A 12,701-nucleotide genomic window follows, 5' to 3' on the forward strand; every position below is an offset into this window, starting at 1 on the left:
GATCCCCCTCATCATCCGCGCCCTGCGCGAGAAAGCCAAATAGGGAGTAGCAAAAATGGCTGAAAATTTTTTTCTGGATAATCACGACCTCGAGTTTCATTTGGACAAATTGGACCTGGGCGAAGTTTTGGAACTCAAGGAAAAGGGGTACAGTTACAGCAAAGAGTATCCCACGGCGCCGCGCAATTACGCAGACGCCAAAGACAACTACCGGCTGCTGCTGGAAGTGCTGGGCGACATCTGCGCCAACGTGATCGCTCCCCGCGCGGCCGAGGCCGACGAGGAAGGCGCGCACTTTGAGGACGGCGAGGTACGTTATGCTCAGGCTACCCAGGTGGCGATTGAGGCCTTGCAGCAGGCCGAGTTGAACGGGGCCATGCTGCCGTGGCAATACGGCGGTCTGAATTTGCCGGAAACCATTTACCAGATGATGGTGGAAATGGTTTCCCGGGCCGAGGGCGGTTTGATGACTATTTTTGGCCTGCAAGAGATTGCCTCCACCATTAACGAGTTTGGCGACGAAGAATTAAAGCAGCGGGTGCTGCCGCGTTTCTGCCGGGGCGAGGTTAACGGCGCGATGATCTTGACCGAGGCCGACGCCGGTTCTGATCTGGGCGCAGTGCAAACAAAGGCCACTTATGATGAAGAAACCGGGCAGTGGCGACTCAACGGGGTCAAACGTTTTATCACCAACGGCTGCGCCGACATCAGCCTGGTGCTGGCCCGCACCGAAGAGGGCAGCGCCGATGCCCGCGGCCTATCAATGTTTTTTGTGGAAAAAGATGAAACCGTGCACATCCGCCGCATTGAGCACAAGTTGGGCATTCGCACCTCGCCCACCTGCGAGATTCAGTACAACAATACCCCGGCCATCCTCATCGGCAAGCGTCGCTTTGGCCTGATCCGGTATGCCATGGCCCTGATGAATGGGGCGCGGCTGGCGGTTTCGGCCCAGGCGTTGGGCATTGCCGAGGCGGCTTACCGCGAGGCGCATGATTACGCCCACGAGCGCGCCCAGTTCAAAAAGCCCATCAAAGACATTCCGGCGGTTTCGCGCATGCTGCTTTTGATGCGGGGCGAAATTGAAGCCGCGCGCGCCCTGGTTTACGAAACCGGGCGCTGGGTTGACCTGCTCAAAGCCTACGATCACGCTGCCGGAGAAGGCAAACTAGACCAGGAAGCCAAAGCGCGCCAGAAACAGGCCGCTAATCTGGCCGACGCCCTAACGCCGCTGGCCAAATATTATGCCACCGAAATGGGCAATCGTGTGGCTTACCAGGCCATGCAAATTCACGGCGGGGTGGGCTATATGAAAGAGTTCAACGTGGAGCGTCACTACCGCGACGTGCGCATTACCAACATCTACGAGGGCACCAGCCAGTTGCAAATTGTGGCCGCCATCGGCAAATTATTGGGCCACGCCCTGGATGAACTGCTGGACAACTATGCCGCTCAAGAGTACGGGCCGGAACTGGCCTCACTCAAGGCCCAATTGCTCGATGCCAATGAGCAATTCAAACGCGCTACCGACCATCTCAAAGAGCACGACCGCGAGGTGGTTGATTATTACGCTTCGGACCTGGCCGATATGGGCATCTACCTGATCAACTCTTGGCTGCTGTTGCAAGACGCGCGCAGCCTCGAGCGCAAAAAGGCGATGGCCCAGGTTTATATTGCCGAACATCTGCCGCAGATTCACCGCCTGGTCGAAACCATCCAGGCGGCCAATGCCATGCCGCTTGCGGTCAGAGAGATTCTTTTGGCCCAACCCTTTTAAGGATGAAGGCTGAAGGATGAGGGATGAGGGATGAGGGATGAATGTCGAGGGAGTCTTTGACATTCATCTTTAGTTCAGAGAAACAGCTCATTGTGTACTCCTTAAGGTGATTGTTTGACATGCTGTCCGTTGCCCGCTTGCAGGCTTATCTACGTTACAATGCCCGCCAACAATACCAGTCTGTGGCCGCGCCGCCCTTTACCTGTTTTTTCCATCCCACCGAGGCTTTTAAATTTTTCAACTACGCCATCCCGGATGAACCGGAGCGCGAGGACTGGAGCGTTTCGCTGGCGGTCCTGCGCCAGACCTTCCGCAGCCGCCAGCGCCAGCCGCGGTTTGAATTTATTGAAGAATTCGCGCCCGGCCTGCCTTCGGCTTTGGCCGCCGCCGGTTTTGCGGAAGAGGGCCGGTACCGGGCCATGCTTTGTTCGGCCCAAACCTATCGCCCGGCGCCGGAAGTGGCCGGGTTGATAATTACGCCGCTCACCGACATCTCGCCGCTCAGCGAGTTTCAGGATTACGTGAGCGTTGAGCGGCAGGGCTTTGACCCGGACCAGACCGCCGCGATCACCGCAAGCGAGGCGCAGCGATTTATCAACGACCTGCATGGCGGGATTGCTTTTCTGGCCCGGTTGAACGGCCGGCCGGTGAGCGCCGGCATGTTCACCACCCCCCATAACGGGCTGACCGAGATAGCGGGCCTGGCCACGCTAAAACCGTTTCGCCGCCGGGGAATTGCCACCGCAGTGACAGCCCTGGCCGTTCGCACGGCCTTTGCTCAAGGTGTAAAATACGTTTACCTGTCCGCCGCCGACGAGCGGGCGGGCCGGGTTTACGAGCGGGTTGGCTTTAGGCCGTTTGCCACCATGTTAGCCTATATCGAGGCTTAGGGCTAAGGATTAAGCCTAAACTTTGTTTAGGGCAACTTCCGCATTTTAGAGATAAATTCCTCTGAAAATTAATTTAATTTGTGGAAGTTGTTACCGCCCAGAGAAAATATAAAGAACTGGCTTATGTGTAGAATCTGTGCACGTCATTGCGAGCGAAGCGATGCAATTCCCAATCATCAGGTGGAGACCATTTCGCCTCCGGCTCGTGGTGACATATCCGTCCACTTTTCACCCGTGAGCCAAAGAATTTTGCATCCCGGCATCTGGGCGACTTTGCGTTTAGCGATACTCTTCAATCTCCTCACCCTGCTCCTGGGCCTGGCCTTTTTTATCATTCCGGCCCCAACATCCCAGGCTGAGCCGGCGCTGTCCGTTGGCGGCTGGGCCAGCGGCACTTATCCCGGCGGAGAAACCACCTACCGGCTGCAATTGCTCAATCACACCGACCAGATTGTGTACGACGGCGTATTGACCATTACCCTGCCCATCAGCTTTACCTATATTCCCGGCTCCACCATTGCTATGGGCGAGGGTTGGCCCCTGGAAAGCCACGAGCCGGCCATCAACGGCCAAACCCTCACCTGGGGGCCATATCACCTGCCCGCCGCTGGCATTGAGGTACACAATCCCTATGGCATCCATACCATGGTCTATTTTTGTGAAAACGCGCCGCCCGGCCTGCACCTTGATGGGGCCAAAGAACTGGCGGGCAATGGCGGTTATTTGAAACAGCTTTTCTCCGGTCTCAACGCCAATACCACCGGCCCCGGTGAGTGCGCCGTCAACTACGTGCTCGAAGCCTACGCCCGCAACCTCATCCCTGTTTTACGGCTGCAAGGAGAGTTTGTTAACGGCCTCTGGCAGGCCCCGGACCCCGGCCCCAACGGCGATTACGCCGAAATTGCCCAGGCCTACGCCCGGTTTGTGGCCGGACTGCCCCGCCGCGATACCAATCCACTCTACATTGAAGTATGGAATGAACCCAACCTCTGGATTGAATGGAGCGGCTCGCCCAACCCTACCCAATACGCCCGCTTTTTTGTGGCCGTGTCCAATGCCATTCATCGCCTGGGCGACGCCCGTATTCGCGTGGTCAACGGGGCCATTGTGCCCACCACCGGCCATTTATCGTTTTTAAGCCAAATGCTGGCCGTGCCCGGCTTTAAAGACGCTTTTGACGTGTGGGCCAGCCACTGCTACCCCTACAACCACCCTGCTTCCTACAACAATCATAACGGCACGGCCCGCTACGGCGAGTATGCCATTGACTGCTACACCCAGGAAGTGGCGCTCCTTAACGCCTACGGCCGGTCAAACGTTAAAGTGATACTCACCGAAACCGGCTACGAACTGGGCAACAACGTTTTTGGCTTTGAGGGCTTCAGCCCCATCAACGAAACCAACCGGGCCGCCTACATCTCCGACGCCTTCAGCGCCTATTGGCAAAATTGGCCGGAAGTGGTGACCGTAACCCCCTTCCAGTTAAGCGACACCTCCGGCCAGTGGGCCAACTTTGATTGGGTGTATCCCACCTGGCCCTACCCCAAACATCCCCAATTTGAGGCAGTGGCCGCCCTGCCCAAACCGGCCGGCGAACTGCGGCCTTACGGCTATCAAATCACCTTCCGGGCCATAATTGGGCCTGACGTAGTGACAGGCACTTACCCCAGCCAACTCAGCGGCAGTGAGCGCAACGGCCACACCGCTTTTGTCGCTGAAGCCGCGCCGGTAGAAGTGCAAGCCCAGAACAAATTCCAATTGACCTATTATCTGCCCATCATCTTTCGCGCGCCCGGCCAGACCGGGCCGTGGTACCACCGGGTAGATCAAATTTCACCGCCGGGGGCCATTGTGCCCAGTCACTTTTTAAAGGCAGGCGCCGCTTTACAATCGGCGGGTCTGTCATCGGCCCTGAACCCAATGGAAAATTGTGGCTGCGGCCCTGGCAAACAGCCATTTGCCTTCGGCCCGACCCTGCCGGCCGGGGGCGAATCGTTTGGCCTGGCCGGTGAGCCGCGCGCCCTGGCCCTGGCCGAAACCGCCGGTTTGGGCGCTATTATTTTGGCTGATGCATCAAACGCCGGAGGAAGCCTGCAAATTTTTGTCCTGGATAGCGGCCAACCTATCCACACCATCTCTTTTGACCACGTTCCCCAGGCCATCTCTACCGATACGCCTGTTCCCGGCCAGGCCTACCTTACCTTTGCCGATAGCGTGGCCCTGGTAGACCTGCCGGCCGGAGAGGTGGTCAATCAAGTGGGCGGGCTGGGCCGGCCGCGCGGCCTGGCCCGCGACGCCGCCACCCACCGCCTGTTTGTGGCCGACGCCAAACACGAGCGGCTCCTGGTTTTGAGCGACGATCTGTTACAACTGCTCGCGGCCCTGCCGCTGGCTCACCAACCCAATCAGGTTATTTTCGATCCGGCCGCCCGCCGGCTTTATCTCTCTTTACCGGCCGGGCCGCAGGTGATCGCTCTTGACGCCGATACCCTGGACATCACCGCCCAAACGCCACCGGCCGGCGGGCCGATACTTGACCTGGCCTTTGATGCCGAACGTCGGCGGCTTTACGCCCTCAGCGCCCTGGCCCCGGATTATCGTGGCCTCGCCGTCTGGCAAACGCCTACCCTGCAACGGGTGGCCCTGGTCGGCGGCGGGCCTGACTTTCCCCTGCGGACGGCCTCGGCGCTGGCCCTGACCCCCACCGGCCAGCTCCTGGCCTCAGAAACAACCGGGCTCTGGCAAATTACGCCCAATGATTTTAGCGTGAGCCGCGTTTATTCCACCGCCAACCAGGCTCCTCCTGCCGGTCTCGCCATGGGGCAGAGTGATGGGGTTATTTACATGCTCGAAACGCAATCGCCCCTGTTGAGGATTTTCCGATGATGGCTTCATTCAGCGGAGGCCGGTTCCCTGGTTCATCTCTCTTTAGGGGTGTGAAGACGGAGTGGCGTTGGGCCATTGGCTGGACCGCAGCCATTCTTCTTTTTAGTTGTGTGCCATATCTGGTGGCCCTGCTGATGGCGCCAGAGGGCTGGCATTTTGCCGGAATCCTGGTCAATCCTTACGATGGACAATCCTACCTGGCCAAAATGCGGCAGGGCTTCGACGGCCACTGGCTCTTTCACCTCACCTACACCCCGGAACCACACCAGGGCGCGTTCATTTTCACCTTTTACCTGGCCCTGGGACATTTGGCCCGGTTGGCCCACCTGCCGCTGATCCTTGTTTTTCATCTGGCGCGGCTGCTGGCCGGGTTGATTTTGCTGCTGGCCGCCTTCCGTTTTGTCAATCTGGTTACGCCCCACCCGTCCGAACGGCGGCTGGCCTTTATTTTATTATGCACCGCCTCCGGCCTGGGCTGGTTGGGGGCCATATTCAACGCCTTGCCCATTGACCTGTGGGTGCCCGAGGCCTTTGTGCCCTACAGCCTCTACGCCAACCCCCACTTTCCCCTGGCTATAGCCTTGATGTTGATCATTCTGCAAATTGCGCTCTGGCCGCCGCCCGTGCCGGGCATCAAAAAACAAATTTTCTTCTTCCTTCTGGCCGGTCTGGCCGCCCTGGTTCTGGCCCTCGTTTTGCCTTTTGCCCTGTTGACCACCTGGGCCGTGCTGCTCGTCTGCCTGGGCTGGTTCTACCTTAACCGGCGATATTTGCCCCTAACGCAAATTTGCTTTACCTTGAGCGTTGTTGTTTTTGCAGCCCCGATTATTTTTTACGATTATTGGGTTTCTATCGCCAACCCGGTTCTGGCCGGTTGGAGCGCCCAAAACGTTACCCCGGCCCCAACCCTGGCGAACCTGGCTCTTGGTTATGGCCCGGTTGGCCTGCTGGCGATGGTGGGCGGTTGGATGGTGATCCGCGGAGATGATAAAGTTTCAAACGAGTGGGTGGTACTGTGGTGGACGCTGACCACGCTCTTTCTGGTTTACCTGCCTTTTTTCAACTTGCAGCGCCGGCTCATCAACGGGTTGCATCTGCCCTTGTGCCTGCTGGCCGCCATTGGCCTGACCCGCTGGCTGGCTCACAGTCGCCTAAAACCGGCTCAACGCCGCCTGGTCAAAAATATGGTGGTGACGATGGGGGCCTTGGGCACGCTTTTTGTGTGGAGTATCCCCTTATTGGGCATGTTACAAGCGCCAGCCGAGTCGGAAACAACGGCCAAGTTTTTTTTGCAGAAGCAAGAAATTTTAGCCTTTGACTGGCTACGCCAACATTCCGGGCAAAACAATATTATCCTGGCCTCGCCTCGCCTGGGGCTGTTTGTGCCCGGCCAAACCGGGGCGCGAGCCTTTTACGGCCATCCTTTTGAAACCATTAAGGCCACCGCCAAAAAAGATATGGTTGAAGCCTTTTATCGCGGCGAGCTAAAGATGGTCGCTCCCCCGCCGGATTTTGTCATCTATGGCCCGTCGGAGCGGGCTTTGGGCCGGCCTCAAAACCTGGCGCAGTATCCGCCGGTATTTGCGGCCGGGGATGTGGCCGTTTATCAACGAGGTTCCCCATGAAACCAAAAAGATTGGCCCGCACCGTGATCTACGAAAATCCCTGGGTCAGCCTGTACACCGACAGGGTGCAATTCCCCGGCGGGCGCATTGTGGAAAAACATCATATCCTGGAATTTGGCAAAACGTCGGTGGGGGTGGTGGTGATCAATCCGCAAGGCCAAATTTTGCTGGTGCAAGCCTATCGCTATACTACCGATACCGTTGAATGGGAAATACCGGCCGGAAACGCGGAACCGGGGGAGACCGTTCTGGCGGCAGCCCGGCGCGAAGTGCGGGAAGAATCGGGCTATGAAACAACGGGCCACCAACTGCTTTACACGTATCATCCCATCAACGGTATATCAAACCTGGTATTTCATCTCGTCTCCTGCCAGGCCACTCAAAAAATGGGAGATTTTGACCGCAATGAAATAAAAGCGTGCCGGTGGGTATCGTTACAAGAAATTCGCCGGATGATTGGCGCTAAATTAATTAGAGACGGTTATTCTCTGACCGGATTATTACTGTATCTCCATTCAAATGAGGCTTAAAATGTTAAAAACGGAGGTGTCTACCACAATGATTTGGACCTTTATGTTGGGCCTGGTGTCCATTATGTTACTTTCGGCCGGCCAAACTTCAATCAAAGTTGGGCTGAACGCCATTGGCGGGGTGAGTTTATCGGAGGGCTTACCCGGTTTACTGAAACTTATGCACACGCCCTGGGTGATTGTTGGCTTTGCCCTGTACGGCTTCAGCGCCATTCTCTGGATGGATGTGCTCTCCAAGCTGGATTTCAGCCTGGCTTTTCCCATGGTGGCTTTGACCTATGTTTTCACGTTGCTGATTGGCCGCTTCTTCTTTGGCGAATACGTGGGCTGGGAACGGATTTTGGGCGTGGCCTTTATCTTATTTGGCGTTTTCTTTTTGGTGCGGAGCGGCAATTTGGTTGATGGTTAATTCGTCAACAAAAAATCATGGTTTTCAGAAAAACTCTCTGGCCTTTCCCCCTGCTCACCCTGGCGATACTCAGCCTCTTTTGGCCGGCCCTGCTCAATCCTTTTCTCATTCTACACCCCACCTTCAGCCCTTACTCAGACACAATGGTCATCCACTGGCCCAAAGCCCAGTTGATGGCCCAAAGCTGGCAGGGGGGGGAAGGCTTGCCCCACTGGACTCCCCTCATCCTGAGTGGGATGCCTTTGGCCGCCAACCAACTGGCCATGCTCTCCTATCCTCCGGCATGGCTGTTTCTTATTTTGCCCATAGAGCCTATTTTTAATTTCCTCTTTATTTTTCACTTATTGGTGGGGGGGCTGGGGATATTCTTCTTACTACGCGAATGTCATCGCTGTTCCGCTACCGCCGCGCTGCTTGGCGGTTTGACGTTTGCCCTTAACGGCAAATGGCTGGCCCACGCCGCCGGGGGACACGTGAGTATGGTCGGAGCCATCGCCTGGCTACCCTGGGTCTTATTCGGTTTAATGAAATTGATGACCGCCCCCTGGCCGCGCTCTCGCCTGAAATGGACAATCTTGACCGCCATGGCCCTGGCGCTGCAAGTCACCACCCACACCCTGCCCGTAATCTACAGTGTTTATTTGTCTGGCGCGGTGGTTGCCTGGCACTTTGTCTTTATCCGCCCCCATCACCGCCTGAACGCGATCAAACAACTCTGGCTGCTTTTGCTCAGCATCCCCGGCCTGGCCGGGTTATTGGGAGCGGCCCAACTTCTGCCGCTGCTGGAGTTGAGCCAATTCAGCAACCGCGCCCTCAGCCTGAACGAAGCCGCCGAATATGCCCTATCGCCGGCGCAATTATTGGTGGGTTTGTTTCTCCCTTCGGCCGCAGGCGCGCACGAGTACGTTGTCTATTTGGGGTTGATCCCGCTGTTGTTGGCCCCCTTTGGCCTGGCCCGCAAAAAGCGCTGGACGTGGTTCTACGGCCTGCTGTTTATTTTCACCATCCTGTTTGCCCTGGGACCGTATACTCCTGTCCATCGCCTTTTTTATTATTTTACGCCCGGTTTTGGCTGGGTGCGGACCCCGGCGCGCATGTTCTTTGTGGGGGCGATGGCCCTGGCCGCGCTGGTGGGTTTTGCCATAGACCATCTGCAACAGGCCCGCTGGTCAACCAGGGCCAGCCAATGGCTAACCCGCCTGGTCGTAGCCTTGGGAACATTCGCTTTGTTGACCGGCCTGGGGCTGGCTTTTGGTGGGGAGCAAATTCGCCGCTCTGCGCTGGCCCTGGCTATTTTTGCGCCGCTTGGCCTGGGTTTGATTTTGTTCCGGGCCAGGCGCGTTATCTCGGCGCAACGGGCCGTTGTTCTGTTGGGGTTGTTGCTGTTCCTGGATTTGGCCTGGTTCGATGCCTCGCTCATGCGTTTTGCGCCGTTGGAAGAGGCCTTGGCGCCGGGCCGGGCAGCGGCGCAATACCTGGCCCAAAAGCCGGGGCTTTTTCGGGTTTATTCGCCCAGCTATAGCCTGCCCAGCCAAACAGCCGCTGCTGCGGGGCTGCACCTGGCCGACGGCGTTGAGCCGGTCCACCTGGCCATTTACGATCAGTATATGGCCCGGGCCGGCGGCTATCACGACCCCAGTTTCAGCGTCACTATTCCCAATTTTGGCGGCGGCAATCCCGCCTTGGCGTTGCAACATACCAAACCCAATCTCAAGTTGCTGGGCATGCTTAACGTCACCTATTTAGCTTCGGCTTTTCCTATGGACCGGCCCGGCCTGACCCTGGAAACGGACATCGAGGGCACGTTCATCTATCGCAACAAATACACGCTCCCCCGTGCCTGGGTGACTCATCAAGTCCTGCCCGCCCAAACCAACTGGCTGACCCAATTGGAAAACTTGCCTAATCTGGCCGATGTCGCTATCATAGAAGCATACACCTTGGCAGTTGGCGACCGGGGGACAGCGGTCAGCCGCCCACCGTCAGTAGCCACCATTACCCACTATTCCGCCGACCAAATTGAATTAAAAACCGAAATCCCTGCACCGGGCTGGCTGGTTTTGAGCGAAATCTGGTACCCCGGCTGGCAAGCCAGGGTGAACGGCTCGCCTCAACCTGTGGAAAAAGTGAATGGGCTGCTGCGCGGCGTTTATTTGAGTGAGCCGGGAACGTATCAAATAAGCATGACCTATCATCCCCGGAGCGTGGTGTGGGGCAACTGGCTGGCAGGGATCACCACGGCGGTGATAATCTTAACCGGCATGCTGGCATCAGGACATTTTTCCTATAGTCGTCTGAGGCCAAATGTGGTAGTTCTAAAGTACCACCATATTTTTAAACACGTTAAGTGAATGTAAGAGGAGGACGCTCATGCCTGAGCGACAAACCAAAAAAGTTTTGCAAGCAGGCGATTTGGTGTTAGATTTGGAAAAAACTATGCTTATCAAAGGGGAAACAGCCTTTCATCTCACCCCAAAAGAAACAAAACTTTTAGCTCTGCTGATGGATAACGTTGGCCGAATTGTGAGCCGCAACCAACTGATGCAAGAAGTGTGGCATACCGATGGGTCAGATAATTCTCGTACTATAGACGTGCATATCCGCTGGTTACGCCAAAAAATTGAGGACGACCCAAACATCCCCGAATATATCTTGACCAGGCGGAGCATGGGCTACGAACTGCGTTTGCCGCCCAAGGCCGCCAGCCTCTGATCCCTTATTCTGCTAAACCCACACTATGGCCAGAATGAGCGGGCAAATCCAATCACCAGCTTTGCCGGTTACCTCACCCCTGCGGCCGGTTATAACCAAAACTAACCAAGCCGCAATATTCCCGCGCTTTGGCTTGAGGGGTCTATTTTTTTACTCGCATCACATACAAATATTGCAAAACTCAACCGACAAAATTGGCTTACCATAGAGACGGTGGTTGACTTGGAATAACCACCGGCCAGCCCGCGGGCTGGCCTTTTTCTTTGTTTTGATTGTCACGACCCCACACCTATGATACAATGGATCAGAATAAAGAAACCTTTGGCACTTGGGGCTTTACCCTGATTAGGTGAGACAGCGCCTAATCAAGATTGCAGGGTATCTTAGCAACAAGGTGCTGCCCAGTCAACTGGACAGTATTTTTTGTTGTTATTATCACCCCCCGGCTGAAGAATCGTATGCCCCTCTCTCACTCCCATCCCTCACAATCCCCACTTGTCAGTTTCGTCAATTGCAAGTGGGTTTGCTTTTCGGGACGGCCAAGGTCACAAGGGGGGCTATATTACCGAGTAATATATTTTGATCTACTGTCCAAAAGTTGGGGGGGGCTCATCTTTTCCACGTCTACTATGCAAATCTTGCATAGAGGTAACCCTTCAAAAAGAGCTATTCAAATGATCTCTGGATTAACATTTACTGCGTAGAATTAGTCATAGACGCAGTAAATACCCTCCAAATATCCAAAAACCACCCGTACTGCAAAATCCAATTGTCAGCCGCGACGTATCTATGATAAAATGGGGGAATGATAGACCCCAGGCTACCATGACCAACCTCAAATGTGTTTTGCAGCAACTGCCTAAGAATCTGAACCACCTCAAAGAACGTGAGGCCAGGCAATCGTCTAGAGCTGATCTTCGGCTGCTAAACCAGATTGATGACCACCAAGAAGCGATTGGCCTGGTGGAACAGACTATCCGTGGAGACATCACCCAGACCGAAATGGAAGATGCCCTAAAACCCCTCGACATTGACCATTCCCTTCTTAAAATGGGTATATTTTTGGGCTTGTTTTTGGCGGAGGCACGGTTCTCAAACACTACACCATTCGTTTTTTTCTCTACCGCAACGACTGCGCACTCTGGCACCTGGTTCGATTTCTTGACTTTGCCGCCGAGCGCATTTACCTGCGGGAAGTGGGTGGAGGGTATATTTTTATCCACCGGCTGCTGTTGGAGCATTTTGCAGCGATGGAGATAGTGGAAGAGTAAGGTTAACAAAAACTCTCTATCCGTCCGGCTACGGCGTCCCCAATGCAGTTCAACTCGATCTGATCTGGGTGTTGTTTTAGGTTAGGTAAGCGCCTGGACAATGGCCGTCCGCAGGTCAGGCGGCAGGTTGGTGGTGGCGGTTTCAGGCGACTCCCCGGCCAGGATGCTTTCTAGCGCCTGGCCCAAGGCGGACATAGCATAATCGTTGCTTTGTTTGAGCGACTGGCTGATTTGCCACGCCTGCTGCCCGGCCTCTTGATTGCCATTTTGGGCGGACTTGATCAAAGCTAATACATCATCCAGGGTTAATCCTTGCGCTTCCCCTTGAACTTGCCGAATCAGTTGTTCTACTTGCGCGGCCCAGTTGGTCAGGCCAATGGCCACAAACTGCTGCTGCGCTTCCCGGAATTTGGCCAGGGCTTCATCCGGATTCCCCTGGGCCTGGGCCAGTTGGCCCAGGCCCAGCAGAAATACGCCAATCCCTTGCAATTCCTGTACCTCATAACAAATGGCCAACCCCGATTGATAGAGACGTTCGGCCTCCTCGTATTGACCGCGATTACTCAGCAAGGCGGCCAGGCTCGATTGGGTCACGGCCACC

10 protein-coding genes are annotated in these 12,701 nt (G+C 55.9%); 9 read left to right on the top strand and 1 reads right to left on the bottom strand.

The annotated features are described in order from the left end of the window. Positions 1-55: 55 nt before the first annotated feature. From JW953_21190 to JW953_21230, 9 genes are all read left to right on the top strand, one after another. On the top strand, positions 56-1,777 hold the full coding sequence (locus JW953_21190) for an acyl-CoA dehydrogenase family protein (protein MBN1995218.1): 1,722 nt from the start codon (positions 56-58) through the stop codon (positions 1,775-1,777). Positions 1,778-1,896: 119 nt separating this feature from the next. Then, positions 1,897-2,667 carry a GNAT family N-acetyltransferase gene (locus tag JW953_21195; GenBank protein ID MBN1995219.1) on the top strand — a complete coding sequence of 257 codons (771 nt, stop codon included), beginning with the start codon at positions 1,897-1,899 and terminating at the stop codon, positions 2,665-2,667. A gap of 273 nt (positions 2,668-2,940) precedes the next feature. Continuing rightward, positions 2,941-5,553, top strand: coding sequence for a hypothetical protein (locus JW953_21200; protein MBN1995220.1), 2,613 nt, complete (start codon positions 2,941-2,943; stop codon positions 5,551-5,553). Continuing rightward, the gene (locus tag JW953_21205) at positions 5,550-7,178 is read left to right on the top strand and encodes a hypothetical protein (GenBank protein MBN1995221.1); all 1,629 of its coding nucleotides are present in this window, start codon (positions 5,550-5,552) and stop codon (positions 7,176-7,178) included. Before JW953_21200 ends, JW953_21205 begins: the two co-directional genes overlap by 4 nt. Beyond that, positions 7,175-7,708: an NUDIX hydrolase gene (locus JW953_21210; protein MBN1995222.1), complete on the top strand. Its 534-nt coding sequence runs from the start codon at positions 7,175-7,177 to the stop codon at positions 7,706-7,708. Before JW953_21205 ends, JW953_21210 begins: the two co-directional genes overlap by 4 nt. Before the next feature lies 1 nt (position 7,709). Then, entirely contained in the window at positions 7,710-8,117 is a 408-nt protein-coding gene (locus tag JW953_21215) for a hypothetical protein (GenBank protein ID MBN1995223.1), read from the top strand. A gap of 17 nt (positions 8,118-8,134) precedes the next feature. Then, on the top strand, positions 8,135-10,468 hold the full coding sequence (locus JW953_21220) for a hypothetical protein (GenBank protein ID MBN1995224.1): 2,334 nt from the start codon (positions 8,135-8,137) through the stop codon (positions 10,466-10,468). A gap of 19 nt (positions 10,469-10,487) precedes the next feature. Then, on the top strand, positions 10,488-10,829 hold the full coding sequence (locus JW953_21225; protein ID MBN1995225.1) for a response regulator transcription factor: 342 nt from the start codon (positions 10,488-10,490) through the stop codon (positions 10,827-10,829). Positions 10,830-11,654: 825 nt separating this feature from the next. Then, the gene (locus JW953_21230) at positions 11,655-12,089 is read left to right on the top strand and encodes a hypothetical protein (protein MBN1995226.1); all 435 of its coding nucleotides are present in this window, start codon (positions 11,655-11,657) and stop codon (positions 12,087-12,089) included. A gap of 92 nt (positions 12,090-12,181) precedes the next feature. Here the strand turns inward: JW953_21230 and JW953_21235 are convergent. Further along, positions 12,182-12,701 (bottom strand): tetratricopeptide repeat protein (locus JW953_21235; GenBank protein MBN1995227.1); only part of this gene is annotated, 520 nt, incomplete at its 5' end.

It is taken from the genome of Anaerolineae bacterium, assembly GCA_016931895.1.
Classification (GTDB): domain Bacteria; phylum Chloroflexota; class Anaerolineae; order 4572-78; family J111; genus JAFGNV01.